The sequence below is a fragment of the Oceanicola sp. S124 genome, assembly GCF_000220565.1.
Lineage (GTDB): Bacteria > Pseudomonadota > Alphaproteobacteria > Rhodobacterales > Rhodobacteraceae > Pseudooceanicola.
This window is the reverse complement of record NZ_AFPM01000320.1, coordinates 17,946-44,163: the sequence shown is the minus strand read 5'-3', so window position 1 is coordinate 44,163 and position 26,218 is coordinate 17,946. Positions and strand designations below refer to the sequence as shown.

19 protein-coding genes and 1 pseudogene are annotated in these 26,218 nt (G+C 67.9%); 4 read left to right on the top strand and 16 right to left on the bottom strand.

Annotated features, from left to right (window positions below):
- Positions 1-374, bottom strand: a pseudogene (locus OS124_RS0121930) (6-hydroxynicotinate reductase); the annotation flags it as partial.
- A 194-nt stretch (positions 375-568) separates the two neighbouring features.
- Here OS124_RS0121930 and OS124_RS0121925 point away from each other — a divergent pair.
- Complete coding sequence (locus tag OS124_RS0121925) at positions 569-1,006, top strand: MarR family winged helix-turn-helix transcriptional regulator (protein WP_010142162.1); 438 nt, start codon at positions 569-571, stop codon at positions 1,004-1,006.
- A 401-nt stretch (positions 1,007-1,407) separates the two neighbouring features.
- Here OS124_RS0121925 and OS124_RS0121920 read toward each other — a convergent pair whose 3' ends face one another.
- From OS124_RS0121920 to OS124_RS0121895, 6 genes are all read right to left on the bottom strand, one after another.
- Positions 1,408-2,115: an ABC transporter ATP-binding protein gene (locus OS124_RS0121920; protein WP_010142160.1), complete on the bottom strand. Its 708-nt coding sequence runs from the start codon at positions 2,113-2,115 to the stop codon at positions 1,408-1,410.
- Complete coding sequence (locus tag OS124_RS0121915; protein ID WP_010142159.1) at positions 2,115-2,849, bottom strand: ABC transporter ATP-binding protein; 735 nt, start codon at positions 2,847-2,849, stop codon at positions 2,115-2,117. Before OS124_RS0121915 ends, OS124_RS0121920 begins: the two co-directional genes overlap by 1 nt.
- The gene (locus OS124_RS0121910; RefSeq protein ID WP_010142158.1) at positions 2,846-3,784 is read right to left on the bottom strand and encodes a branched-chain amino acid ABC transporter permease; all 939 of its coding nucleotides are present in this window, start codon (positions 3,782-3,784) and stop codon (positions 2,846-2,848) included. Before OS124_RS0121910 ends, OS124_RS0121915 begins: the two co-directional genes overlap by 4 nt.
- Entirely contained in the window at positions 3,781-4,716 is a 936-nt protein-coding gene (locus OS124_RS0121905) for a branched-chain amino acid ABC transporter permease (RefSeq protein WP_010142157.1), read from the bottom strand. The genes OS124_RS0121910 and OS124_RS0121905 overlap by 4 nt, the downstream gene beginning before the upstream one ends.
- A gap of 162 nt (positions 4,717-4,878) precedes the next feature.
- A complete protein-coding gene (locus tag OS124_RS0121900) occupies positions 4,879-6,186 on the bottom strand; it encodes an ABC transporter substrate-binding protein (RefSeq protein WP_010142156.1) in 1,308 nt (435 codons plus the stop codon).
- A 173-nt stretch (positions 6,187-6,359) separates the two neighbouring features.
- On the bottom strand, positions 6,360-7,742 hold the full coding sequence (locus OS124_RS0121895) for a hypothetical protein (RefSeq protein ID WP_237708155.1): 1,383 nt from the start codon (positions 7,740-7,742) through the stop codon (positions 6,360-6,362).
- A gap of 188 nt (positions 7,743-7,930) precedes the next feature.
- Here OS124_RS0121895 and OS124_RS0121890 point away from each other — a divergent pair, with 188 nt between their 5' ends.
- Positions 7,931-9,982, top strand: coding sequence for a hydantoinase/oxoprolinase family protein (locus tag OS124_RS0121890; RefSeq protein ID WP_010142154.1), 2,052 nt, complete (start codon positions 7,931-7,933; stop codon positions 9,980-9,982).
- Between the two features lie 133 nt (positions 9,983-10,115).
- A complete protein-coding gene (locus OS124_RS0121885) occupies positions 10,116-11,849 on the top strand; it encodes a hydantoinase B/oxoprolinase family protein (protein ID WP_010142153.1) in 1,734 nt (577 codons plus the stop codon).
- A 160-nt stretch (positions 11,850-12,009) separates the two neighbouring features.
- Here the strand turns inward: OS124_RS0121885 and OS124_RS0121880 are convergent, their stop codons facing one another.
- Positions 12,010-13,716, bottom strand: coding sequence for an ABC transporter permease (locus OS124_RS0121880; protein WP_010142152.1), 1,707 nt, complete (start codon positions 13,714-13,716; stop codon positions 12,010-12,012).
- 3 nt (positions 13,717-13,719) lie between these two features.
- Positions 13,720-14,697, bottom strand: coding sequence for an ABC transporter substrate-binding protein (locus tag OS124_RS0121875; RefSeq protein ID WP_010142151.1), 978 nt, complete (start codon positions 14,695-14,697; stop codon positions 13,720-13,722).
- 276 nt (positions 14,698-14,973) lie between these two features.
- Between OS124_RS0121875 and yghX the strand changes: the two genes are divergently transcribed.
- Positions 14,974-15,873, top strand: coding sequence for a YghX family hydrolase (gene yghX, locus OS124_RS0121870; RefSeq protein WP_010142149.1), 900 nt, complete (start codon positions 14,974-14,976; stop codon positions 15,871-15,873).
- Positions 15,874-15,995: 122 nt separating this feature from the next.
- Here yghX and OS124_RS26285 read toward each other — a convergent pair whose 3' ends face one another.
- From OS124_RS26285 to OS124_RS0121835, 7 genes are all read right to left on the bottom strand, one after another.
- Positions 15,996-16,553 carry a YbjN domain-containing protein gene (locus OS124_RS26285; RefSeq protein ID WP_010142148.1) on the bottom strand — a complete coding sequence of 186 codons (558 nt, stop codon included), beginning with the start codon at positions 16,551-16,553 and terminating at the stop codon, positions 15,996-15,998.
- Positions 16,554-16,763: 210 nt separating this feature from the next.
- On the bottom strand, positions 16,764-18,737 hold the full coding sequence (rpoD, locus tag OS124_RS0121860) for an RNA polymerase sigma factor RpoD (protein ID WP_010142147.1): 1,974 nt from the start codon (positions 18,735-18,737) through the stop codon (positions 16,764-16,766).
- Positions 18,738-18,881: 144 nt separating this feature from the next.
- Complete coding sequence (gene dnaG / locus OS124_RS0121855) at positions 18,882-20,879, bottom strand: DNA primase (protein WP_010142146.1); 1,998 nt, start codon at positions 20,877-20,879, stop codon at positions 18,882-18,884.
- 83 nt (positions 20,880-20,962) lie between these two features.
- Complete coding sequence (locus OS124_RS0121850) at positions 20,963-21,517, bottom strand: sarcosine oxidase subunit gamma (protein ID WP_010142145.1); 555 nt, start codon at positions 21,515-21,517, stop codon at positions 20,963-20,965.
- Positions 21,510-24,443, bottom strand: coding sequence for a sarcosine oxidase subunit alpha family protein (locus OS124_RS0121845; RefSeq protein WP_010142144.1), 2,934 nt, complete (start codon positions 24,441-24,443; stop codon positions 21,510-21,512). The genes OS124_RS0121850 and OS124_RS0121845 overlap by 8 nt, the downstream gene beginning before the upstream one ends.
- Complete coding sequence (locus tag OS124_RS0121840) at positions 24,440-24,697, bottom strand: sarcosine oxidase subunit delta (protein WP_010142142.1); 258 nt, start codon at positions 24,695-24,697, stop codon at positions 24,440-24,442. Before OS124_RS0121840 ends, OS124_RS0121845 begins: the two co-directional genes overlap by 4 nt.
- Before the next feature lie 51 nt (positions 24,698-24,748).
- Complete coding sequence (locus OS124_RS0121835; RefSeq protein WP_010142141.1) at positions 24,749-26,002, bottom strand: sarcosine oxidase subunit beta family protein; 1,254 nt, start codon at positions 26,000-26,002, stop codon at positions 24,749-24,751.
- Positions 26,003-26,218: the final 216 nt, after the last annotated feature.

The following is a 26,218-nucleotide window of genomic DNA, read 5'->3' as shown; positions in this document are numbered from 1 at the left end:
GTGTCGATCTTCACCTTGACGCCGCAGTAGGAATAGATCGCCTCGGTCACCACGGTGACGGTATCCACGCCCTCGACCTCGCGCGAGACGATGAAGGGGGCGGGCTTGAAATCGGGATAAGTTGTGCCGGCGCCCAGCCCCGAGACGAAAAGCTCGCGGCCCGGGATCATGCTGCCGTCCCAGTCCTCGGCGCCGGGCAGGAAGGGGCGCACCTCTTCCCCTGCAGCAAGGCGGCGGTCCAGCACCGTAACCGGATCGCAGCGCACGATCCTGCCGTTTTCATTGGCATATCTGTCGCAGGCCCCGGTCCTGCCCTCGGCCACGTAGCACATGACCGGGCAGGCATCGCATCTGATCTTGTCTACCGGTGCCATGGGCGACATCCTTTCAGGGTGACATTCAGGGTGGTGTCCCGATCCCCGCGCCTTGTCGAAGGTCAGGCCGTGCTGCGCGGGTTTCACGCTACGTCATTTTCGTTCGTACACAAATGGTATTGACTCGAACAGGTCGCGGGTGTCAATGCCTTTCGCAGTCGCCGATAGATTGAAAACCGGAGAGATCAGTTTCGATGCATTATGACTTCGCGGATGCCCGCGCCGCCAGCTACCGCCTTGACGAGCAGGTTGGTTTCCTGCTCCGGCGGGCCAGCCAGCGCCATCTCGCGATCTTCGCCCAGCGTCTGCCCGGGCTGACTGCGACACAGTTCGCCGCGCTGGCCAAGCTGTGCCAGCTCGGCCCGACGTCGCAGAACGCCCTGGGGCGGGCCACCGCCATGGATGCGGCGACGATCAAGGGCGTGGCGGACCGGCTGCGTGCCCGCGGTCTGGTCGAGGCCCGGCCCGACCCGGACGACCGGCGCCGCCACTACCTGAGCGTCACCGACGAGGGCCGCGCCCTCTACGAGGCCTCCGCCATCGCCGCGGTCGAGATCTCGACCGAGACCATGGCCCCGCTCTCGGCATCCGAGCGGGAAGCCCTGCTGGCACTGCTGGCAAAACTGGGCTGATCGGCCTATTGGCAGGCCCCGGGCAATGCGCGCCGGGGAGGAATTGACGAGGTGTGTGTCGGGCCTCCGCCCCGGTCTCTCTCTACGGGGGTCGGGAGGCCGTGACGGGGTCCGCCCGGAGCCAGTGGTTCCGGGCGGTTACTCTTTCGCCTGCCGGGCGCCGGAGGCTCCCGTGTGATCGGTCAGGCGCAGGCACCGGACGGATGACGACCGCCCCAAAGGGCAGGACAGCAAGACAGGATCGGTTCGGGAGCATACCCGGCCGCAACAACAAGGTCCGCGGCGCCTTCGCCCCGACGGACCCCGATTTTCAGGGGTATGCCGCGCCGCAGGGTGCGGAGGTTAAACGGTTCAGGGGCCGGGTCCGATGGATCCGGCCTCACTTCGTTTGCACAGCGCCCTCAGACGCCCAGATGTGCCCGCAGCCGCGCTTCGCCCGGCGCGATCTCGTCGCGGCCGAAGTCCTCGGCATTGCGGCCCATCTCGATCACGCTGATCCGGTCGGCAAAGCCCAGCACCGCGTCGATTCGCTGCTCGACCAGCAACACCGCCAGGCCACGGTCGCGCATCTGGACCATGACCTGCCGGATCGCCTCGATCATCGAGGGCTGCAAGCCCTCGGTCGGCTCATCCAGCAGCAGCAGCTTGGGCTTCAGGCAGAGCGCCCGCGCGGTGGCCAGCATCTGCTGTTCGCCTCCCGAGAGCGTGCCGGCGCGCTGCTGCATCCGCTCGGCAAGGCGGGGGAAAAGCTCGAGCATCTCGTCGCGGGTCTCACGGCGCGTCGCGGCATCTCTCGGGCCGGCACCAAGGCCGATCTCGATGTTCTGCGCCACCGTCAGCTCGGAGAACAGGCGCCGGCCCTGTGGCACGTAGCCCACGCCATTACCCGGAACCCGGTGTGGCGGCAGCAGCGCGAGGTCGGTATCGCCCAGCAGGATCTGCCCCGCCTGCGCCTTCACCAGACCCATGATGCACTTCATCAGCGTCGTCTTGCCCGCCCCGTTGCGCCCCATCAGGACGGTGATCTCGCCCGCCTCGGCGCTCAGGGCCACGTCGCGCAGGATCACCGCCTGGCCATAGCCCGCCGTCAGCCCGTCGATCTTCAGCATCACGCGGTCTCCGTTCCAAGATAGGCGGCCTGCACCGCCGGGTTGGCGTGGATCTCGGCCGCCGTGCCATGGGCCAGGATCTCGCCGAAGTTCAGCACGGTGATCTCGTCGGCCAGCTCCATCACCACCGACATGTTGTGTTCGATCAACAGGATCGTGGTCTCGGCCGAGAGCGCCCGGATCAGCGCCTTGAAGGCGGCGATCTCGCTTTCGGCCAGGCCCTGCGTCGGCTCGTCCAGGATCAGCAGGCGCGGTGCCGAGGCCAGGCCCATGGCGATCTCGAGCAGCCGCTGGTGGCCATAGGAGAGATCGCCCGCCACCTCGTCGGCCCGCTCGCCCAGGCCCACGCGCACGAGGGCATCGGCGACGACCGCCTCGACCTCGCCCTTGCCGCGCCCGGCCTTGCGGCGGGCAGCGAGGGCGACATTCTCGTGGCAGCTCAGGCGGCTGAAGACCGAGGTGATCTGGAAGGTATAGCCCATGCCCAGGGCCACCCGGCGATGCGCGGGCATCTCGGTCACGTTCTGCCCGTCGAACCAGATCGCCCCGTCGGTGGGGGCCAGCCGTCCGATCAGCATGGAAACGAAGGTGGTCTTGCCCGCCCCGTTCGGCCCGATCAGCGCATGAACGCGGTTCTTCCTCAGGGTGAAGTCGATGGCGTTGTTGGCGCGCAGCCCGTCAAAGCTCTTGCCCAGCCCCTCGGTCGAGAGGATCACGTCGCTTGCCTGTTTCATGGCAGGTCCTTCCACAGCCGGCGGCGGATCTCGCCCACGATGCCCTGCGGCGCAAAGAGCGTCAGCAGCACCAGCACCACGCCGGCGATCAGCATGTAGGCCTCGGTCACCTCGGTCGCGAGGTCGATCAGGTAGAACATGAAGAGCGTGCCGATGAAGGGGCCCAGCACGGTGCCCGCCCCGCCCAGAAGCACCCAGAGCAGGGCGAAAATCGAATATTGCACCCCCGCGAAGCTGCCCCCGACATAGCCGAAGAGCCCGGCATAGGCCGCCCCCGCGGCGCCCGAGATGGTGCCCGAGATGACCAGCGAGGCCAGCTTGCGCCGCCCGGTGTCATAGCCCAGCAGGCGGGCGCGTTCCTCGTTCTCGCGCAGGGCGACGAGGACCCTTCCGAAGGGATGGCGCACCAGCCAGAGCGAGAAGAGCAGCGCGGTCGAGAAGAGGATCCAGGCGACGATGTAGCGGGTGCCCTCGTCCGACAGGTCGAAGGGACCGATGGCGCGCAGCGCACCGGGGATGACGAAGCCGTCATCGCCCCGGGTGACCTCGGAGAAGTAGAGGATGATCAGGTAGGCCGCCTGGGCGAACATCAGCGTGACGATCATGAAGCTGACATCCTGGGTGCGCAGGGCCAGCAGGCCGACGACGAAGGCCAGCGCGGCGGCGCAGGCGACGCCGACGAACCAAGCAGGCAGCGCCGGAACCCCGAAGTGGTACGAGACCAGCCCCATGCCGTACATCCCGGCAGCAAAGAACATCGCATGGCCCAGCGACAGCAGGCCGGTGTAGCCGAAGGCGATGTTGTACCCGACGGCATAGACCGCCAGCACCATGACCCGGGCAAAGATCCCGTGATGATAGGCGGGCAGGATGAAATGCAGCGCGAACAGCAGGGCGACGAGGCCGAGGTGGAGGGTCAGGTCCTTGCGGCTCATCGGGTCTTCACTCCGAACAGGCCCTGCGGGCGGAAGACCAGCACCAGCGCGACGGCCAGGGTGGCGATGATCTTGGCCAGCGTCGGGGTGAAGAAGACCGAGATGATGCCGTCGGACATGCCGATGATCACGGCGGCAACCACGGTGCCGGCAAGACTGCCGAGGCCACCGATGATCACTACGATGAAGCTGAGCAGCAGCGCGTCCCCGCCCATCAGGTAATGGGCCTGCTGGATCGGCACGATCAGCACGCCCGCCAGGGCGGCCAGCGCCGCCCCGGCGCCGAAGACCAGCGCGTAGACCTTCTCGACCGGGATGCCGAAGGCGGTGGCCATGTCGCGGTCAAGCTGGGTGGCGCGCATCACAAGACCGGCGCGCGAGCGGGTCATGAAGAGGCGCAGCGCAAACAGCAGCACCACGGCGGCGACGATCACGAAGAGCTTGTAGGAGGTCGTCGACAGGCCCCAGGGATAGTACATCTGGAAGCCGTTCTCGCCGAACTCGAACCAGGGCAGCGCGATGCGCTGGTTGAAGGGGGCGACGACGGGGCGGGCGTCGGGGCCGTAGCCCATCAGGGTCGCCTGCTGGATCACGTAGAGAAGACCGATGGTGGCGACGATGACCCGCTCGGGGTCGTAGTCGAGCCGTTTCAGGATGGTGACATCGGCGGCGGCAGCAATGGCGCAGACGATCAGCGGCGCCAGCACGGCGGCGGCGATGAAGTTGACGGCGGCCCCGCCACCGAGACCGGCGAGGAACTGGGTCACCACCCAGGCCATCACGGCGCCCAGCATGTAGAATTCGCCATGCGCCACGTTGACCACGCGCATCACCCCGAAGACGAGGCTGAGGCCGCTGGCCATCAACGCCAGGACAGCCGCCAGCACGGCGCCTTCCAACATGGCCAGCAGAAGATAGGGTCCGAAGTCCATCGGTCTCTCACTTGGGAACAGTTCAGGGAACGGCCGGCCACCCGCGAGGGGCGGCACGAAGCCGGAGAGGGGCGCCCTGCCCCGCCCGCGGGGGGCGGGCCAGGGCGCGGTCCGGGGGCTGCGCCCCCGACCCCGTCCCGGCCCGCCCCGGATCGCGGAGGATCAGAAGCTCATCGACGTGTAGTCAACCTCGTCGGGGTAGATCGTCTCTTCGTAGGGGACGGTCTTGACCACCGAGAGCTTGCCGCCCTCGACCTTCGAGATGTACTGCGGCCCGAAGACCTGGTGGGTCTTGCCGTTGAACATCTTGGTGCCCTGGGGATGGGCCGGCCCGGCCTCCATCATCGACATGACCTCGACGGCCTCGACCAGCTTCTGGCGGTCGGCGGTAGACTGGTAGCCCGCCGCCTCCATGCCGGCCTTGATGATGTGCAGGGTCTCCCAGCAGCCGAACATGTGGGCCGAGGTCGAGACATCCGAGGGATCGGAGACCGAGGCGCCGTTCTCGTCCAGCCCGACCGCATCGCGATAAGCCTTCACGTAGTCGGGCGCATCGGCCTGCAGGTAGCGCGGGTTGCCTTCCCAGAAGTAGGTGCCGTCCAGGAACTCGAGTCCGGGCGAGGTCAGGTCGGTGGCCTCGAGGCTGTCGATGAAGCCGAAGATCTCGGGGCGGGAGGGACCGAAGAACTCGCCCATTTCCTTGACGAAGGTCAGCACGGCGGGGCCGATCATCACGTGGTAGATGACATCGGTATCGCGCGGGATCTGCGGGAAATACTTGGTGAAGGAGGTCTCGGTCGGCGGGATGGCGATCTTGGCCACCACTTCGCCGCCAGCCGCCTCGATGGCGGGGGCAAGGTTGTCACGGTGATCGTAGCCGAAGGCATAGTCGGGGTAGATCATGGTGACCTTCTTGCCGAGCGTGCCGGTCAGGAAGGGCGCCATGGCCGAGATCTGGCTTTTGACGTCGGTGATGCCCGGCTGCAGCGTCCAGCGGTTCAGCATCCCCGAGGCAACGTGGTGGCCTTCGGAGACCACGAAATAGGGCAGCTTCAGCTCTCCGGCGCGGGGCGCGGCACCGACGACGACATGGCTGAAGAGCGTGCCGAAGGCGACATCGCAGTCGGACTGGTTGGCGAATTTCTCCAGCACCTCGGCGGCGCGGCGGGGATCGGTGCCGTCATCCTCGGTCACCAGCTCGACCGGGCGGCCGTTGATCCCGCCCTCGGCGTTGATCTTGGCCAGGGCGGCGACGGAGGTGCGCTCGTACCAGCGGCCATAGGCAGCGCCGATGCCGGTGGCGTGCTTGCCGAAGCCGATCTTGATCGGCGCGGCGCTCTGCGCGCTGGTGTAACGGGCCCAGAGCGGCATGGTGGCGGCTGCCCCGGCGCCGGCAGCCAGCGTCTTCAGCGCGCCCCGGCGGGTCGGGCTGATCAGCCCTGTCTTGGTCTTGCTGGGTATCTCGGTCATGTCCACATTCCCTGTTGGAGACGGATTTATCCTGGATCTTATTAAGCTGACCCTAGGGTCGAAGTCTGTAGGCACACAAATGATCTGTCCAGTGCTTTGACGATTTCGTCGAAATTCCCTGTCGCCCTCCGGGGCGGCTCTGCCCAAGACGCGGGCAGCCATAGAGGGACGCATCAGGCTCCACGCGGCGAGGCCAGCAGCCAGAGGCCGAAGAGGGTGTAGAGCACCATGAACAGGGCCAGCGGTGCCTGGCTGAGCGCTGCGCGCCGGTGGCTGGCATGCAGGCGAATCGCCGCGGCGTGGCTCATCAGGATGGCCAGGACATGGCCCAGGACCACCGCCCCCGCCTGGCTGAGCCAGATCACCCGGACCGAGGCCTGTCGGTTGAAAAAGCCAGTGGTGACAGGAATTTCGGGCAGACCAAGCAGGGTCCGCAAGAGGTTCCAGAGGGACTGCCCCTCGACCAGCGCGGCGGGCAGGTAGTGGGCGATGTGATAGCCGAAGGCGATCGGCAGGATCGCCGGGGCCAGGGCGCGGAAGCTCTGCCGGAAACCGCCCGCGTCGATCAGCACCAGCCCGGCCTTGATGGACAGCCCGTAGACCGCCACCAGCAGCGGGCCGGCCAGCAGCAGGCCCGCCAGGTTCTGCCCGACGACCGCCGAGCGGCCGGTGAATTCCAGCGGGTTCATCCCGATCCAGCCCAGCCAGGCAAAGGTCTCGTTCAGCCCGTCGAAGGAGCCGAGGGCGAGGGTCAGCAGCATGAAGACCGCCAGAGACAGTGCGGGGGCGGCGCGGCGCTCCAGCTCCCAGCCGGGCAGGCCGAGGCGCCAGGCCCCGCCCTGCCGGCGCAGGGGGGCGAGGCGGGCAAAGAGGCGCATCAGCAGGGTCAGCCCCTCGCCGCGCAGCAGCCAGCGCGGGCCGAACAGCAGGCAGCCCGCCAACGTCCAGCCCCAGTATCCCAGCACCATGACCGCCAGCCGGTCCGGGTCGGTCGGGGCGATGTGCACCATGAGCACCCCGGCAAAGGCGAGGTAGCCGAGCAGCGCGGGCCAGTACCCCCAGCGGGGACGATAGCGCAGCAGGGGGCGCAGCCCGAACAGACCCGGCAGCGCGGCGGTCATCCGGAACGGGCTGAGCCAGCCCCAGAGGTCCCCAAGCACCCCCTGTCCGCTCAGCAGGAACAGCCACATCCCGCTCCAGACCAGTAACGGCAACGGGTTGCGCACCGGATCCTGAGTGCCCGCCAGCCCCTGCGAGACCGCCCAGAGCAAGAGCACCGCCGAGAGCGCCGAGGTCACCATCTGCCCGCGCCACCGCCCCGCAGAGGCGATGCGACGTGCGCCGAACATCCCGTGCGCCCGCGCCTCGGGCACGAGCGCGATCAGCAGCACGGTCAGCGCCACCGAGGCGACCCCGCCTGCGATGTAGGCATCGGTCGGCAGCAGCAGCACGAAAGCCCCTTCCGAAGCATGGGCCAGCGCCGCTTCCGGCAGGTTCACCGCCATGCCGCCCGCCACCATCCCTGCCGCGACCGCCCTGCCTCTGCCCTGTTTCACCGCGTGCCCCACTCTTGTTGCGCCCTGTCCCCACCATCCGCCGGCGGCGTGGTCACGGGCTGGGCATCCCTCGACGCAAGCTGCCCCCTCCGCGCCCGGGATGCAAAGAGGGAATTGACTTCACGCTCCGCATCGGAAATTCATTTGCACACAAATGTATCGACAGCAGGTCAACACGGGGGAGTGCCATGGAAACCGGACAGGTCATCGGCTGTGACGTAGGCGGCACCTTTACCGACCTGATCCTGATGGATCCGGCAACCGGAGAGGTGCGCATCGCCAAGGTGCCCTCGACGCTGGACGACCAGTCGCGCGGGGTGATGAACGCCGTGGCCGAGGCCGAGGCCGACCTGCCCGGCACCGCGCTGATCGTGCATGGTACCACGACAACAACCAACGCGGTGCTCGAACGCAAGCTGGCGCGGACCGGGATCATCACCACCAGGGGCTTCCGTGACGTGCTCGAGCTGGGTCGTCGCACCCGCCCGCAAGCCTATGGGATGAAAGGTGATTTCCGCCCCCTCATCCCCCGCGACCTGCGCCTTGAAGTGCCCGAGAGGATGGATGCCGAAGGCCGCGTGATCATCCCTCTGGACGAGGACGCCCTGCGCGCGGCGGCGCAGAAGCTGCTCGACCTCGGATGCACGGCGCTGGTGGTCCATTTCCTGCACGCCTACCGCAACCCCGCCCATGAGCTGCGCGCCGGAGAGATCCTGCGCGAGGTCTGGCCCAATCCCTATGTCACCCTCGGCCATGCCCTGCTGTCGGAAAGCCGCGAGTACGAACGCGGCGTGACGGCGGCGGTCAATGCCTCGGTGCAGCCGATCCTCGACCTCTATGTCCAGAACCTCGCCGGCTCGCTGGAACGCGGCGGCTATGCGGGCGAGCTCTTGGTGATGAACGGCAATGGCGGCATGGTCTCGGCCCGCCGCGTCGCCGAAGAGGCGGCCCGCACGGTCATGTCCGGCCCCGCCTCCGGCGTCATGGCCGCTGCCTTCACCGGCCGCGCCGCCGGGATCCCGGACCTGCTGACCTACGACATGGGCGGCACCTCGACCGACGTGGCGCTGATCCGCAATGCCCAGCCCGCGGTCTCCAACGAGATCGAGGTCGAATACGCCATGCCGATCCACGTGCCGATGGTCGACGTGCGCACCGTCGGCGCCGGGGGCGGTTCGATCGCGCGGGTCAATGCGGCGGGCCTGCTGGAGGTCGGCCCCGAGAGCGCCGGCGCCACCCCCGGCCCGATCTGCTACGGGCGCGGCGGGCAAGAGCCGACGATTTCGGATGCCAACCTGCTGCTTGGCCGCCTCGACCCCGCGCGGCTGAAGTCCGTCGAGGGCGGCGTCACTTTGCAAACCGTGCGGGACATCTTTGCAAAGAAGCTGGGCGACCCCCTGGGCCTGACGCCGGAACAGGCCGCCGAGGCGGTGATCCAGCTGGCCAACGTCAAGATGGCCGGGGCGATCCGCATGGTCTCGGTCTCGCTCGGGGCCGATCCGCGGGACTTCGCGCTTTTCGCCTTCGGCGGCGCGGGTCCCTTGCACGCCGCCTCGCTGGCGCGAGAACTCGGGGTGCCGACGGTGCTCACCCCGGCCCGGCCCGGCATCACCAATGCGCTCGGCTGCCTCGTCGCCGATCTGCGCCACGACTTCACCCGAACGGTCAGCCAGCCGCTCGACACACTGGACATGGACAGCCTCGCGCAGATCCTCACTGAACAGGCCGAAGAGGGCCGGGCCTTGATCGGTCGCGAGAAGGTCGAAATCACCGAGACCCGCGTCCTGCATTCCCTCGACATGCAGTTCATCGGCCAGACCCACCTGCTGCGGGTCGAGCTGGACGGCCCGCAGATCACCCGCGAGGCGCTTCAGGCCGCCTTCGAGGAGGTCTACTGGAACCGCTTCCACGTCCGCCTCGACACGATCCGCGCGGCGGTGGTCAATGCCAATACCTCGGTCATCGGCACCCGCAACGCGCTGGACCCCGCCCGCCTGATCCCCGCCGAGCAGCGCAAGGCGACCCTGCCCGAGGCCCTGCGTGCCACCCGGCCCGTGATCTTCGACGGCCAGCCCCATGAAACACCGCTCTACCAGCGCGACCTGCTGCCGGCAGACGCCAGCTTCGACGGCCCGGCCATCCTCGAGCAGATGGACACCACCATCCTCGTCCCGCCCGGCGACTGCGTCACCACCGATGCCATCGGCAACATCCTGATCCACGTGGGGGCCGCGCAATGAAGGCGCCCCTCGCGACCACGCGCCAGATCCGCCCCCGGGGCGCTGCCCCCCTGCCCTATCCGATGGCTGAAAATACTGCCGCCAGAGGCATCGCCCCCCGGGGCGATACACCACCTGCCAAGGAGACCCCCAGATGAGCATCGACCCCATCACCCTCTCGGTCATCCAGGCGGGCCTGCAACAGGTCTGCGACGAGATGGACCTCTCCTTCTCGCGCGCCGCCTTCTCGCCGGTGATCGCCGAGGCCAACGACCGCTCGGACGGGATCTATTCCGCCGAGGACGGATCGCTGATCGCCCAGGGCAACCAGGGCCTGCCGGTCTTCGTCGGCACCATGCAGCATTCGACCCGCGTGCTGGTAGAGCGGATCCGCGATGGCGTGACCCCGGCCCCGAAGCCGGGTGACATCTACATCGTCAACGACCCCTACCTGGGCGGCACCCACCTGATGGATGTGCGCTTTGCCCGGCCCTACTACCGTGACGGCGAAATCTTCTGCTGGCTCTCCAACACCGGCCACTGGCCCGACACCGGCGGCGCGGTGCCCGGCGGCTTCTCTGCCTCGGCCACCTCGGTGGAACAGGAGGGGCTGCGCCTGCCCCCGGTGCGGCTGTTCAAGGAGGGCGTGCTGGACCAGGAGATCTACCAGATCATCTGTTCGAACATCCGTGTCGCCGATCAGCGCATCGGAGACGTCCAGGCCCAGGCGGCGGCGCTGAAGGTCGGCGAGGACCGCCTGAACCAGCTGCTCGACCGCTACGGCGACGCCGTGGTCGCCGAGGCCATTTCCGAACTGCGCGCCCGGGCGGCGGCGCAGATGCGCAGCTACGTGGCGCAGATCCCCGAGGGCACCCATGCGGCCTCGGCCTGGATCGACAGCGACGGCGTGGTCGATACCCCGCTGGAGATTCGCCTCTCGGTCACCCGGACCGGCGACAGCCTGAGCTTCGATTTCACCGGTTCTTCCGCGCCCTGCACCGGGCCGATGAACTCGGTCCTCGCCACGACGCTCAGCTCGGTCTACCTGGCGATGCGGCATATCTTCCCCGAGGTGCCGATCTCGGCCGGGGCCTTCGAGCCGCTGCAGGTCACGGGCTACGAGGGCACCTTCCTAGACGCCCATTACCCGCGCCCGGTCTCGGGCTGCGCCGCCGAGGTCAGCCAGCGCATCGCCGAGGCGGTCTTTGCCGCCCTCGCCCCCGCCCTGCCCGACCGGGTGACGGCGGCACCGGCGGGCAGCTCGGGCAACTTCGCCCTTGGCGGGCACGACCCCGAAAAGGGGCGCGATTTCGTCATGTACCAGATCTCGGGCGGCGGCTACGGCGGCAATGCCGATCATGACGGGCTGTCGAACGGCTGTTCGACCATCGGCATCTCGAAGGCGCCGCCGGTCGAGATCATGGAGGCGCAGTTCCCGGTGCTCTATCACCACTACGCCCTGCACGAGGGCTCGGGCGGGGCGGGGCTGCACCGGGGCGGCTTCGGGCTGGACTACGCGGTCGAGTTGCGGCGCGGCGAGGCGCGGGCCAGCTTCGTCATGGATCACGGCCGCACCGGTCCGCTCGGCGCGCTTGGCGGCCGGGACGGCACGGTGAACAAGGTGCAGGTGATCCGCGATGGCACGGTCCATGTGCCACCCCATCTCAGCAAGGAGCAGGACATCCCCCTGGCCCCAGGCGACGTGGTGCATGTGCGCACCCCCGGCGGTGGCGGCTACGGCGATCCGATGCAACGCGACCCGGCGGCGGTGGCCGAGGATGTCCGCCTCGGGCGCTACACGGCGGAGCAGGCGGCAGAGCTCTTCGGGGTGGTCGTCACGGCCGGCGGTGTCGACCGGGCGGCAACCGGGACGCTGCGCGGCGCCTGACGGCACGGTGGGTTGGCACCCACCCTACGACCGGCGGCACCGCCTGCCCGGCGCGCGGCCCCTGCCCTGGAGTGTAGGGTGGGTGCAACCCACCTTCGGCGCGTCCGGCTCAGATCCGGCCCGGACTTCCGTCGAGCGGGGCCTTCAATGCGTCTGGGCCTCAGATCCGCCAGGGCACCACGCCCGGCGGCAACCGCCGCCCCAGCAGGTCCAGCGCCACCATCAGCCCAATGGTCGCGGCCACCGTCACGCTGGCCATGGCGGCGGCCAGCACGGTGTAGCCTCCGTCCTCGTAGTTGAAGATCGTGGTGCCGATGGTCTCGTTCCCCGTCGACCAGAGCAGGGCCGAGACGGTGATCTCGTTATAGGCGGTCAGGAAGACCAGGATCGCCCCGGATCCGGCCGCCGGGGCCACCAGCGGCAGGAAGATCCGCCACATCCGCCGCCCGAACCCCGCCCCCGAGACCCGCGCCGCATCGTCCAGCGACGGATCGAGCTGGCCATAGGCCGCCGCCACCGGCTTCAGCGCAACCGAGAAGAAGGCCGTCAGATAGGCCAGCGCGATGATCCAGAGCGTGTTGTAGAGCGACACCCCCAGCCCCGGCAGCGGCCGCAGGAAGGCCAGGATGAAGGCGATCGAGATCACCAGGCCGGGCACCGCGTAGCTGACCTCGGCCAGGGTGGCGATGCCGCCCGAGACCCGGCGCGCGCCCCGGCTGCGCGCGGTCAGGAAGTAGGCCAGCAGGCAGGCGAGCCCGGCCAGCACCAGCGCCGCGCCGCCTGCCGTCACGGTCGAGTTGAGGAAGGCGCGCAGGGTCACGCCCTGGCGCAGCAGCACCTCGGCGAAGTTGTCCCAGGTCAGGGTCGCGAGGGTCAGCTTGACTCCATAGGTCGGCACAAGCGCCGTCGCCACCAGCGAGGTCAGCGGCAGCACCAGCGTCGCCACGGCGTAGAGCACCAGCGCCGCCGTCACCCAGAGCCGCCAGCGGCCAAGCGCGATGCGCAGGCTGGCCTGGGGCGGGCCGATCACCTGGGCTCGGGCGCGCCGTTGCAGCACGCTCTGCAGCCAGATCGCCAGAACCGCCACCACCGCCAGCAGGACCGAGATCACCGCCACGTCGCGCAGCACCGAGGGGCCGAAGCTGGACAGGCGTCGCCAGATCAGCACCGGCAGGGTGGTGTAGCGCGCCGGGATCCCCAGCAGGGCCGGAATGCCGAAATTGCCGAGCGCCGAGACGAAGGCCAGCGCGAAGCCCGCCAGCAGCGAAGGCGCCAGCAGCGGCAGCAGCACCCGCGACAGCAGGCGCAGCGGGCGGGCGCCGGCGATCCGCGCGGCCTCGGACATCTCGCGCGGTAGGGCGCGCAGGGCGGCCAGCACGACAAGGAAGACCAGCGGCGCATGTTGCAGCGTCAGCAGCAGCCAGACACCGGCGGCGGAATAGAGCGGATGGGTCGCGCCGACCGGCGGCGCCAGCCCGAGCGCCTGCAGCACCGGTGAAGCGGGCCCGAGCGCCTGCACCCAGGCAATGGCCGTGACATGGGGCGGGATCATCATTGGCAGCAGCAGCACGAAGACGAACACCCCCTTGGCACGCAGGTCGCTCAGCCCGATGGCCAGCGCCATGGCCGTGCCGATCAGCAAGGCGCCAAGGGCCGAGATCATCGCGCTTTCCAGCGAGTTCCAAAGCGCCACGCGGACCGAACGGGCGGCCACCGCCTCGAGCAGCGGCGTGAGGCTGGGCAGGCCGTCCTCGGTCAGGCCGATGCGGAACAGCAGCCCGAGGGGCAGCGCGAAGAGCAGAAGGCAGAGAAGGCAAAGCGCGGCGAGCACCAGGGGCTCGCCGCGCAGCAGTCGCTTGAGGTGCAAGGGTCAGCCGCCGAAGATCGAGAGGAAGCGTTCCTTGTTCTCCATGTCGTCGGCCAGGGCGGTGGCCGGATCGAAGTCCATCAGCTTGATCGCGTCGCGCGCGGGGAAGCCCTCGGGCGCGGCGACACCGGGATGGGCGGGCAGATAGCCCATGTCGGCGGTCAGCTGCTGGCCCTTCTCGGAGATCAGGAAGTCGATGAAGGCCCTGGCCGCGTCGGGGTTCTGCGCGCTCGACAGGATCGCGGCAGGTTCCGTCACCGCCGAGACGCCCTCTTCGGGGAAGACGAAGGCGACGGGGGCGCCCTTCACCGCTTCGCGGATCGGCAGGTAGTCGACGACGAATCCATAGAGCTTCTCTCCGCCGGCGATGGCCTTGTAGACGCCGCCGTTGCCGCCCTGTGGGTTGGCCCCCTGGGCGGCGAGGCCTTCATAGAAGTCCCAGCCCAGGTCCGGGTTCGAGGTCAGCGCGGCCATGTGGATGGTCGCAGCGCCCGAGGTCAGCGGCGAGGGCATGGCCAGCATGTCCTTGGCCTCGGGCTTCAGCAGGTCCTTGTAGGAGGTCGGCTGCAGCGGCGCCTCGGTGTTGTACATGATGCCGGTGGTGATCAGCTTGGTCGAGAACCAGTAGCCCTCGGGATCCATGACGCCGGCCTCGTAGGCCGAGGTATCGGCATCGGCATAGGCCATCAGGCGGCCTTCGGCCTTCAGACCCTCCATGGTGACGCTGTCGGCGATCAGCAGCACGTCGGGCTGCGGCGCTCCGGCTTCGAATTCGGCGGCCAGCTTGGCCATGACCTTGGTGGTGCCTTCGCGGAACCATTCGACCTCGACCTCGGGGTATTCGACCTTGAAGGCATCGACGGTCTGCTGCGCATCGGCATTGGGCTGGCTGGTATAGAGCACCAGCTTGCCCGAGACATCGGCGAGCGCGGCGGTGGTGGTCAGCGAAAGGGCGGCGGCGAGAGTGAGGGCGCGTTTCATGGGCGTCATCCGATCATCTGTCTGAAACTGGACCGGCTGGGGAGTGGAGCCTTGCCGGACGGGCGGGTGGGCCACAGGGGCCTTGCGCCGGGTTAGCGTCGCCGCGTGACAGTTTTCCGACAGAGGGGTGACAGCTTTGCTGTACCGCACGGACAGCGCCCTGCCCCCGCCGGCCGATCACGACAGAGTGAGCGCGCTGATGCAGAATTGATCAGCCGCGCGCCCCGTGCAGGCTAGGCTGGCATCGCACCGACACCCATCGCAACGGAGACTGCCGTGACCCGTCTGACTGCTCGCGATTTCGCGCCGGAACTTCTGCAACTTTACGATTTCTATGCCCATGGGCAGATCACCAAGCGCGAGTTTCTCGACCGCGCGGCCCGCTACACGGTGGGCGGGGTGACGGCCCTCGCGCTCTTCGACCTGATGAAGCCGAACTATGCCCTGGCCGAGCAGGTCAGCTTCACCGATCCCGAAATCCACGCCGAATACATCTCCTATCCCTCGCCCGAGGGCCACGGAGAAGTACGCGGCTACCTCGTCCGCCCCGCCGCCGAGGGCGTGCCCCTGGCCGAGACCCGTCCGGGCGTGGTGGTGGTGCACGAGAACCGTGGGTTGAACCCCTATATCGAGGACGTGGCGCGGCGTACCGCCAAGGCGGGATTCGTCGCGCTTGCGCCTGACGGGCTGTCCTCGGTGGGCGGCTATCCGGGCAATGACGACGCCGGGCGCGACCTGCAGCGCCAGGTCGATCCGGTGAAGCTGATGAACGACTTCTTCGCCGCGGTCGAGTTCCTGATGGGCAGCGAGATGACCACGGGCCGGGTCGGGATCACCGGCTTCTGCTATGGCGGCGGCGTGGCGAATGCCGCGGCGGTGGCCTATCCGGAACTGGGCGCGGCGGTGCCCTTCTATGGCCGACAGGCGGCGCCCGAGGACGTGCCGCGCATCCAAGCCCCGATCATGCTGCACTACGCCGAGCTGGATACCCGGATCAACGAGGGCTGGCCGGCCTACGAGGCCGCGTTGCAGGCTCATGGCAAGACCTACGAGGCCTTCATCTACCCCCAGGCCAATCACGGCTTCCACAACGACTCGACCCCACGCTACGACGAGGCCGCGGCCGAACTGGCCTGGACCCGGACGGTGGACTTCTTCCGCCAGCACCTGTCCTGACGCCGCCCCGCAGGGGACGGCAACAGGCCTGCACCCGGGGCCGTGACAGGGCTTACGACAGGGGCGGGATATCTCCCGCCCTACACCCCTGGCGAGTGGCGACGCCAGGGGCGGTCAGCGGATCACCAGTCGATGAACTCGAGGAAGTCGCCGAGCGCGTATTCCCATTCGCCGAGTGCATATTCGAAGACCTCCAGCGGGATACCGCTGCGGGTCAGGATGTAGTGCTGAAGGTAGGGATCGCCCTCGTCGTCGAGATAGGCGCTGGCGACCACCGATTCCTGGTTCCAGGCGTTGATCTTCGCCGGCTCCAGCCCTTCGGTCAGGTCGAAGCCCGAGGACAACATGATCGAATCGCAGCCCGCGTTCTCGACGCAGCCATAGAAGTAGATGTTGAAGCCGGTGCCCGAGCTGGCCGAGCGGATCATCGGATCGCCGACACCGTCGGTATCCAGTTCGGCGCGGTAGCCAAGGTCCTGCAGGGCCTGGGCCATGCCCGCCGGATCGGCGGCCGAGACCAGGCCCGCTTCGGCGGTGACACCGCTGTCATTGTCGCCAGCAGCGCGCAGCGCCGAGCCGATGGCACCGCTGACAAGCCCGCCGGAGGACTTGGCGAGGACTGGCTGTGCGGTCAGGGGAAGCAGGGCCAGGCAGGCGGCAGCGAAACGAATGGCGGTCATGGAAACCCTCATATGGCTTTTGAAAATTTCCTCTCGTTTGCCCTGCCCGCCGCCATGACGCAACCGTTCAGCGCCGTTGCGCCGGCGCGCCCGGACAGGGTTTGCGAAGTTCCGCCGGTCCGGCGCCGCAGGTTCGCACCGGCCCTGAACGGCAAAGCCCCGCCCTCCGGCACGCGGAGGGCGGGGCTTTTGTCTTGAAATAACAGTCGCTTACTGGTCGAGGAAGCTACGCAGCTTGCGCGAGCGGCTCGGGTGCTTCAGCTTGCGCAGCGCCTTTGCCTCGATCTGACGGATCCGTTCGCGGGTCACGCTGAACTGCTGGCCGACCTCTTCCAGCGTGTGGTCGGTGTTCATGCCGATGCCGAAGCGCATCCGCAGAACCCGTTCCTCGCGCGGGGTCAGCGAGGCCAGAACGCGGGTCGTGGTTTCCTTCAGGTTCTCCTGAATGGCGGAATCCAGCGGCAGGATCGCGTTCTTGTCCTCGATGAAATCGCCCAGCTGGCTGTCTTCCTCGTCCCCGATCGGGGTTTCGAGGGAGATCGGCTCCTTGGCGATCTTCATCACCTTGCGGACCTTCTCGAGCGGCATCTGCAGCTTTTCGGCCAGCTCTTCCGGGGTCGGCTCACGGCCGATCTCGTGCAGCATCTGACGACCGGTGCGGACCAGCTTGTTGATCGTCTCGATCATGTGGACCGGGATACGGATCGTGCGGGCCTGGTCGGCGATCGAGCGGGTGATCGCCTGGCGGATCCACCAGGTGGCGTAGGTGCTGAACTTGTAGCCGCGGCGGTACTCGAACTTGTCGACGGCCTTCATCAGGCCGATGTTGCCTTCCTGGATCAGGTCGAGGAACTGCAGCCCGCGGTTGGTGTACTTCTTGGCGATCGAGATCACGAGACGCAGGTTCGCCTCGACCATCTCCTTCTTGGCCTGACGTGCCTCTTTCTCGCCCTTCTGGACCTGCTGGACGATGCGGCGGAACTCGCTGATGTCCAGGCCGACGTACTGACCGACCTGCGCCATGTCATTGCGCAGCTCTTCGACCTTGTCGGAGGAGCGCTCGATGAACATCTGCCAGCCGCGACCGGACTTGCCGGCCATCCGCTCCATCCAGTTCGGATCCAGCTCGTGGCCGCGATACTCGTCGATGAACTCGCGCCGGTTGATGCGCGCCTGGTCCGCCAGCTTCACCATCGAGCCGTCAATGGCCATGACACGGCGGTTGATGCCGTAGAGCTGGTCGATCAGCGCTTCGATCCGGTTGTTGTGCAGGTGAAGCTCGTTCACCAGCAGCACGATTTCCGAGCGCAGCTTCTGATAGGTCGCCTCATCCGCGGCCGAGAACGAGCCGTCCTCGTTCAGCGTGGCGCTGATGCGCTTGTCCTGGATTTCCGACAGGATCTCGAAATCGTGGGCGATGCGGTCGAGGGTTTCCAGCACGCGGGGCTTCAGCGCCGATTCCATGGCCGCGAGGGACATGTTCTGCTGATCGTCTTCGTCGTCGTCATCGTCCTTGGACAGCGGGTTGCCGTCGGCGTCCAGCTCGGGGCCGTCGTCGCGCTTGGGCTGGGCCGAGACGTTGGAGGCGTCGACCACCGGCTCGTCGCTTTCGCCGTCAAGCTGGTCGCCGAAGGTGGTTTCAAGGTCGATCACGTCGCGCAGCAGGATGTCTTCGGACAGAAGTTCGTCGCGCCAGATGGTGATCGCCTGGAAGGTCAGCGGGCTTTCGCAGAGGCCCGCGATCATCGTGTTGCGGCCGGCCTCAATGCGCTTGGCGATGGCGATCTCGCCCTCGCGGCTCAGCAGTTCGACGCTGCCCATCTCGCGCAGGTACATGCGCACCGGGTCATCGGTGCGGTCCAGCTTCTCCTGCCCGGTGCCACCCAGAGCTACTTCGCGGTTCTGGTTGGTCGTGGCAACAGCGGTGGTCTTCTGCTCTTCTTCCTCGGCCTCTTCATCCTCGATGATGTTGATGCCCATCTCGGAGAGCATGGACATGACATCCTCGATCTGCTCGGACGAGACCTGATCCGGCGGCAGGACCTGGTTCAACTGATCATAGGTGATGAAGCCACGCTCGCGGGCTTCCGCGATCATCTTTTTCACCTGTGCCTGGCTCATGTCGAGGGAGACTTCTGCCTCCTGCTCGTCCATCTGGGCGTCGTCGTTGTCCTTGGCGGCCATGGCGTAACTCCTGCGCAGTGGATGCGGCGGCTGTGAGGCTGTGATTCGATAGATCCGAATCAATACCTGCTTTCACCGATTCGCACACCCGTTTACCCTGATTTTCTTGAGGATCCCTGTCATTTCGCAAACTTGACCGTACGCTCAGCGGTTCCGGCGTGGTTTGTCGAAGCGAATCGTCTGCATCAACGCGTCCAAGGCGCTGCGCTCATCACGATTGATCGGGGCCCCGTTTTCTCCGATGTCATATTCCGCGCTGTCCTCCTGAAGTCCACGCAGGGCGTCCTGGCTGCTGCGGGCGGCATCGCCCAGGCGCCATGTGATCGCCTCGTCCTCGACATGATCCATATCCTGCGTCGCCTCGTCGATCTCGTCGCGCAAGGCCCGGACCGTCTGCAGCTTGGCGAATTCCTCGTTCAGCGTCAGGCGGGCCTGTTCCTCGTCGCCGGGGTGACGCACCGGCGGACAGAGCGCCACATGGGTCCGCCGCAGCAGTTCGTCAAGGGCTTCGCCGCCAAGAGCGGCCCGCGCGCGCTCGGGGAATTCCGCCGGGGCGTGCAGGGCATGGGCCAGAATCAGGTCGCGCAGGGCGGCGTGCATCTCGTCCCGGCAGTGCATCCGCAGCAGGTCGCCCTCGAACTGTTCGGCAACTGTCGGCGTGACCACCAGCGAGGCCAGGATCACCGCCTCGCGCAGGTATTCCGTCGCCTCGGGATTCTGCGCCGCCAGCAGACTGGCCTTGGTGCTGGGCAGCGGGATGACCGGGGCAAAGCGGTTCCGGGCAAAGCTGCCCTTGCCGCCCTTGCCGCGCTGGAAGGGCTGGGAATAGCCGTTGCCATTGCCCCCGCCCGAGCGGGCCGGGCGGAAAAGTGCGCGGGTCTTTTCCTTCAGCGCCTGATCGTAGTGGTAGCGCAGCCCCTCGTCGGGGATCTGGTGCGTCGCGATGCGCAGCGCCTTGTCCAACGCCGCCCGGCGGTCGGGGCTGTCAAAGCTCCTGCCTTCCGTCTCGCGCTGCCACAGCAATTCGACCAGCGGCAGCGCCGCCTCAAGCTGGGCCTCCATGCCGCTGCGGCCCTTGGCCTTCAGCAGCTCGTCCGGGTCCTGCCCTTCCGGCATCAGCACGAAGCGAACCGAACGCCCGACCGAGAGCTTGGGCAACGCCAGGTCCATCACCTTGCGCGCCGCACGCAGTCCCGCCTTGTCGCCGTCCAGCGCGATCAGCGGCTCGGGCGAGAGCCTCCAGAGCATTTCCAGCTGGTGTTCGGTGACAGCGGTGCCAAGCGGAGCCACGGCGCCGGTGAACCCCGCTTCGGACAGGGCGATGACATCCATGTAGCCTTCGGCCACGATCAGCGGCTGGCCCTTGCCGACCGCCTCGCGCGCGGGGCCGTGATTATACAGCGTCCGCCCCTTGTCGAAGAGCTGCGTTTCCGGCGAATTCAGGTACTTGGCACTGTCGTCGGGATCCATCGCCCGGCCACCGAAGGCGATGCAGCGCCCCCGCGTGTCGCGGATCGGGAACATGATGCGGTTGCGGAAGACGTCATAGGGCTTGCCGCCCCGGTTTGACGGCTTGGCCAGGCCACAGGCCATGATCTCGTCCGGCTTGGCGCCCTTTCCGATCAGGTGATCCCACAGCCCCTGCCAGGCATCCGGCGCGAATCCGAGGTTCCAGCGCTCGCGCGCCGCCTGGTCGAGGCCGCGCCGGTCGAGATAGGCCGAGGCATCGCGCCCCGCCCCGCCGCGCAGGCAGAGCGAGAAGAACTTCACCGCCTCTTCCATCAGGTCGGTCAGCGAGGCGCGTTTCTCGGCCTTCTGGGCCGCCTGGGGATCACGTTCGGGCAGCGGCATCCCGGCCTCGCGGGCGAGGATCTCGATGGCCTCCATGAACTCGACGTTCTCGGTCTTGCGCACGAAGGAAATGGCGTCGCCCTTCTCGTGGCAGCCGAAGCAGTAGTAGAATCCCTTGCGGTCATCGACGTGGAAAGAGGCTGTCTTTTCCTGGTGGAACGGGCACGGAGACCACATGTCGCCCTTCGAGGGAACGGATTTGCGGTTGTCCCATATGACCTTGCGCCCTGCCACCTGTGACAGGGAGATCCGGTTCCGCAATTCGTCTAGGAAGGAAGGGTCCAGCTTCATGAGCCGAATATCGGTCTTCGCCGGGGCGAAGTCCAGATGGGCCGAGGCCCCTCCCCCTTTTCCCGGGCGTCAGAACGCCACCTTCAGTGCGCCTGTCGCGCCGCGACCGTCTCCAGCGTCTCGCGCAGCGCGCGCAGCAGCGTCTCGGCCATCGAGCGGAAGACCATCAGCCGATAGCCATCCGGCGTCACGCGGGTCAGCGCACCCTGCATGTGGGCAATTTCGCTGCGTGCACTGGCGCCTTCGGGCAACGCCCGGTCACGCAGGTCCAGCGGGGTCAGCCGGGCCAGCACGGCCCGCGCCAGCGGCCCCTCCAGCAGCACCGAGGTCCAGGCGTCGGACTGGTCGGTCATCGTCGCCGTGCCAGCAAGCAGCGGAGAGGGCGGCTCTCCGATCAGCAAGTACTGGTCGCGCCCGAACCAGAGGCATTCCGCCTCACCGAAGCGGCTGCATTGGCCCGGCTCAGGCAACACAAGACCGTGGTGCTTCTTCAGCGCCTGCCTCAGCGGTGCGGCATCGCGCCCCGGCATCAGCGAGGTCAGGCGGCGCATCGCAAGCACCTCGATCCGGGTCCCCGCAAGGGTCCGGACCTCGCCCTGCGGCAGGGCATTGCGGGCAGTCAGCATCAGGTCAGCCACGGGTTCTCTCCCCCTCGGGATCCAGGAAACAGGGCTCGCAGACCTCGCAGAGGGTGACGGCCTCGCGCAGGTGATCGACCACGCGCAGCCGCTCGCCCATGCGCTCGGGGCCGCCCTTCAGGAAGGCCAGCGCAAGGGTATCGCCCAGCGTCGGCGAATAGCAGGACGAGGTCACGTAGCCCTGAGCGTTGACCCGTACCGGCTCGGCCGCCTCTTCGAAGAGGAAGGCGCCCGGCAGAATCATCTTCGAGGCGCCGAGCGGGCGTAGCCCGACCAGCCGCTCGCGGTCCTCGGCGACCAGCCCGGCCCGGGTGGCGGCGGCCTTGCCGATGAAGGACTTCGACGGCGACATCATCCGCTCCAGACCGAGGTCATAGGCGGTGGTTCGACCATGCAGTTCCGCGTGGGTCAGCAGCCCCTTCTCGATCCGCAGCACGTTCAGCGCCTCCATCCCGTAGGCGCCACCGCCACGCGCCTCGGCGCGCTCGACCAGCGTGGCGAACAGGCTTTCGCCATAGCGTGAAGGCACCGCCAGCTCATAGGCCAGCTCTCCCGAGAAGGAGATCCGGAACAGCCGCCCCTCGATACCGCCCACCGTGACCGGCATGCACCCCATGAAGGGCAGGACCGCGGTCGACAGGTCGCGGCCCAGCAGCTCCTCGAGCAGGGCACGCGACTGCGGCCCGGCAACGGCGAACTGGGCCCATTGCTCGGTCACCGAAATCAGGCGCACGTCCCAGTCGGGGCGCAGCACCTGGGCGGCGAATTCCAGGTGGCCCATTACCTCGCCCGCCGCGGCGGTGGTGGTGGTCATCACGTAGTGCTCGGGCCCGATCCGCGCGGTGGTGCCGTCGTCCATGACGTGGCCGTCCTCGCGCAGCATCAGCCCGTAGCGCACCCGCCCCTCGGCAAGGGTGGAGAACTTGTTGGCATAGACGAAATCGAGGAAACGCCCCGCGTCCGCCCCCTGCAGGTCGATCTTGCCCAGGGTCGAGACATCGGCCACCCCGACCGCCTGGCGCACATGGCCGACCTCGCGGTCGCAGCTCTGGCGCCAGACCTTTTCGCCCGGGCGGGGGAAGTAGCTGGGGCGATACCACAGGCCCGCCTCGATCATCGGCGCGGACATGGCGAGGCTTTGCGCATGGCTGGTGGTCAGCCGTTCGGGTGCAAAGCCCCTGCCCTTGCCACCGGCGCCAAGCGCCGCGATCGGCAGCGGTACGAAGGGCGGGCGATAGGTGGTGATGCCGGTGGCGGCCATGTCGCGCCCCGTCGCATCGGCCAGCACCGCCATGGCGCCCAGGTTCGAGGTCTTGCCCTGGTCCGGCGCCATGCCCTGCGTGGTGTAGCGCTTCATGTGCTCGACCGAGCGGAAGTTCTCGCTGGCGGCCAGGCGCACGTCCTTCACGGTAACATCATTGGCCAGGTCCAGCCAGGCGCGGCCCCTGCCCGGCACGGCCCAAAGCTCGGCGATGCCGTAGCCCTGCGCCTCGGCCTGCGGCAGGTCGAGCGGCGGCGCAGTCAGGCCCAGCTCTGCCAGCGCGCACCCCGCGGCCTCGGCCCCCGAGGCCAGGCAGGCGTCGGTCGCGAAAACACCGCCCGCGGCTCCGGCGACCTGCATCCCCGGCACGGCGCCGGGCTGCGGCAGGAAGGCGGCCAGCTCGTCGTTCCAGCTCGGGCGGCCGTTGAGATGGCAGGTCAGATGCAGCGAGGGGTTCCACCCGCCCGACACCGCCAGCGCGTCGCTTTGCAGCTTCACCTCGCCCGAGGCGGTGCGCAGAGAGACCGTCTCGAGCCCCATGCGGCCCGACACGCGCGAGACCACTGCCCCGGGATGGAACGGCAGGTCGAGGGCACAGGTCGCCCCCGGGCGCGCATCGACCAGCGCCGTCACATGCACCCCCGCCGCCTGCAGGTCGCGGGCGGTGCGATGCGCGTCGTCGTTGTTGCCGAAGACCGTCACCGCATCGCCCGGCGCCACGGCGTAGCGGTTGAGATAGCTGCGCATCGCGCCCGCCATCATCACCCCGGGCCGGTCATTGTCCTGGAAGGCCACGGGCCGCTCGATCGCGCCCGCCGCCAACACAGAGGCCTTCGCCACGATGCGCCAGAAACAATCCACCGGCAGGACGCCGGGACGGTGCCTCTGGTGCCGCCCGACCCGCTCGAGCGCGCCGAAGGTGCCGTGATCATAGACGCCGGTGACCGTGGTGCGGGTCATGATCCGCACGTTTTCCATGGCCGTCAGTTCCGCAACGGTGGCGGCGACCCAGTCCATGGCAGGCGCCCCGGCGATCTCTTCAACCTCGGACAGCAGGCGCCCGCCCGGTTCTCGGTCCTCGTCGCAGAGGATCACGTCGGCCCCGGCGCGGCCTGCCTGCAGTGCCGCCATCAGCCCGGCGGGACCGGCCCCGATGACCAGCAGGTCGCAATGGGCGAAGGCCTTCTCGTTCGGATCCGGGTCGGCCTGCCCCGAGAGCGCCCCCAGCCCCGCCGCGCGGCGGATCACCGGCTCATAGAGCCATTCCCAGGCCTTCCGCGGCCACATGAAGGTCTTGTAGTAGAAGCCCGCGCCGAGGAAGTCGGCAAAGAGGTCGTTCACCTCGAGCAGGTCCCAGTCCAGAGAGGGCCAGCAGTTCTGGCTGCGCGCCTCGAGCCCGTCGAAAAGCTCCTGCATGGTGGCGCGGACATTGGGTTCGGCCCGCGCCCCGGCGCCGAGGGTGACCAGCGCATTGGGTTCTTCGGACCCCGCCGAGAACACACCGCGCGGACGGTGGTACTTGAAGCTGCGCCCGACGACCTTTTGGCCCGAGGCCAGCAGTGCCGAGGCCAGCGTGTCGCCCGGATGGCCAGACAGCACGCGCCCGTCGAAGCTGAAGCTGACCGCGCGGGAGCGATCGATCCGTCCGCCCTTGGAAAGCCTCATGCGCCCGCCCCCCGCGCCAGCCCGACCGAGAAGACTTCGTGCGTGCGCGTGTCGCGGCTCACCAGCAGCACCGCGCCGCAGCCCGCGCGGTGCGCCCAGTATTCCCGGCTTTCACCCGCCGGGTTGTCGCGCAGGTGGACATAGTCGTGCCAGGCCTCGTTCCAGTCATCGCCCTCGGGGCGGGCCAGGGCCGCTCCGCGAAAGGTGAACTCGCGCAGGTCCCGCGCACCGCAGAGGGGACATGTCATCCGCATCGGACCAACCCTTTCATCTTGCCGTAGGTCGTTCCGCCAGAGGCGAAAGGCTCAGTGAGTGACGTGCTGCGCACCGGTGCCCTCCTCGTCCATCAGGCCGACGCCATCGCGGAAGCGCTCAAGTCGGAAGCCCCTGGCACTGTCATGCGGGCGGTCCGTCGCCAGCAGGTGCGCCAGCGCATAGCCCGAGCCAGGCACCGCCTTGAAGCCGCCGTAGCACCAGCCGCAATCGAGGTAGAGCCCCTCGATATGCGTGCGGTCGATGATCGGAGAGCCGTCGGGCGTCATGTCCATGATGCCGCCCCAGCTTCGCAGCACCCGCGCCTTGCCGATCATCGGCATCAGCGTCATGCCCGCCTCCATCACGTGCTCGGCCGTGGGAAGGTTCCCGCGCTGCGCATAGGAGGGGTAGAAATCGAGGTCTCCGCCGAAGACCAACCCGCCCTTGTCGGACTGGCTGATGTAGAAATGGCCCATGCCGAAGGTCACCACGTTGTCGATGACGGGCTTCAGCCCCTCGGTGACGAAGGCCTGCAGGATGTGGCTCTCGATCGGCAGGCGCAGGCCCGCCATGGCCGCCACCTGTCCCGAGCGGCCGGCCGTGACAATCGCCACCTTGCGCGCCCTGATCATGCCGCGTGTGGTCTGCACGCCGGTCACCTTGCCGCCCGAGGTGTCGATGCCCGTCACCTCGCAGTTCTGGATCAGGTCGACGCCGCGCGTGCTGGCGCCCCGGGCAAAGCCCCAGGCCACCGCATCGTGGCGCGCCGTGCCGCCGCGCCGGTGGTAGAGGCCACCATGGATCGGGAAGCGCGCCTGATCGTAGTCGAGATAGGGCAGAAGCCGCCGCACGCCTTCGCGGTCGAGCAGTTCGGCATCGTCGCCCTGGTTGATCATCGCGTTGCCACGCCGCGCCGCCGCATCGCGCTGCCCGTCCGAGTGGAACAGGTTGATCAGCCCGCGCTGCGAATGCATCACGTTGTAGTTCAGTTCCGCCTCCAGCCCCTCCCAGAGCTTCAGGGAGTGCGAGTAGAACTCGGAATTTCCCGGCAGGACGTAATTGGCGCGCACGATGGTGGTGTTGCGCCCCACGTTGCCGCCGCCGAGGTAGCCCTTCTCCAGCACGGCGACATTGGTCAGCCCGTGCTCTTTCGCCAGGTAGAAGGCCGTCGCCAGACCGTGCCCGCCGCCGCCGATGATGACGATGTCATAGGCCGGCTTCGGCGCCGGGTCGCGCCAATGGGGGCCCCAGCCCCGGTTGCCGGTGAGTCCCTCTTTCAGGACCCGCAGCCCGGAAAACCGCATGTCGTGCTCCTTCTGTCGTCCGCCCGAGCTAAGCCTTTCGCGCCTGCTTTCGCAATCTCAGCCTCTGACCTGCTCAATTTTTCGCCACATCCAGGCCGACCGAAGGCGAGATGCCGCGTTTTTCTGCACAGCAGAAACTTCTCCAATGACAAACAATCACGCGCTTGACACAGTTCTGTCAAAAAGAGCCCGCCAAGGGGCCGACCGATAGCCGGG

Coding starts and splice junctions, on each gene's coding strand:
- OS124_RS0121925 (WP_010142162.1), top strand. CDS start 569: ATGCATTATGACTTCGCGGATGCCCGCGCCGCCAGCTACCGCCTTGAC.
- OS124_RS0121920 (WP_010142160.1), bottom strand. CDS start 2,115: ATGCTGAAGATCGACGGGCTGACGGCGGGCTATGGCCAGGCGGTGATC.
- OS124_RS0121915 (WP_010142159.1), bottom strand. CDS start 2,849: ATGAAACAGGCAAGCGACGTGATCCTCTCGACCGAGGGGCTGGGCAAG.
- OS124_RS0121910 (WP_010142158.1), bottom strand. CDS start 3,784: ATGAGCCGCAAGGACCTGACCCTCCACCTCGGCCTCGTCGCCCTGCTG.
- OS124_RS0121905 (WP_010142157.1), bottom strand. CDS start 4,716: ATGGACTTCGGACCCTATCTTCTGCTGGCCATGTTGGAAGGCGCCGTG.
- OS124_RS0121900 (WP_010142156.1), bottom strand. CDS start 6,186: ATGACCGAGATACCCAGCAAGACCAAGACAGGGCTGATCAGCCCGACC.
- OS124_RS0121890 (WP_010142154.1), top strand. CDS start 7,931: ATGGAAACCGGACAGGTCATCGGCTGTGACGTAGGCGGCACCTTTACC.
- OS124_RS0121885 (WP_010142153.1), top strand. CDS start 10,116: ATGAGCATCGACCCCATCACCCTCTCGGTCATCCAGGCGGGCCTGCAA.
- OS124_RS0121875 (WP_010142151.1), bottom strand. CDS start 14,697: ATGAAACGCGCCCTCACTCTCGCCGCCGCCCTTTCGCTGACCACCACC.
- OS124_RS26285 (WP_010142148.1), bottom strand. CDS start 16,553: ATGACCGCCATTCGTTTCGCTGCCGCCTGCCTGGCCCTGCTTCCCCTG.
- rpoD (WP_010142147.1), bottom strand. CDS start 18,737: ATGGCCGCCAAGGACAACGACGACGCCCAGATGGACGAGCAGGAGGCA.
- dnaG (WP_010142146.1), bottom strand. CDS start 20,879: ATGAAGCTGGACCCTTCCTTCCTAGACGAATTGCGGAACCGGATCTCC.
- OS124_RS0121845 (WP_010142144.1), bottom strand. CDS start 24,443: ATGAGGCTTTCCAAGGGCGGACGGATCGATCGCTCCCGCGCGGTCAGC.
- OS124_RS0121840 (WP_010142142.1), bottom strand. CDS start 24,697: ATGCGGATGACATGTCCCCTCTGCGGTGCGCGGGACCTGCGCGAGTTC.
- OS124_RS0121835 (WP_010142141.1), bottom strand. CDS start 26,002: ATGCGGTTTTCCGGGCTGCGGGTCCTGAAAGAGGGACTCACCGGCAAC.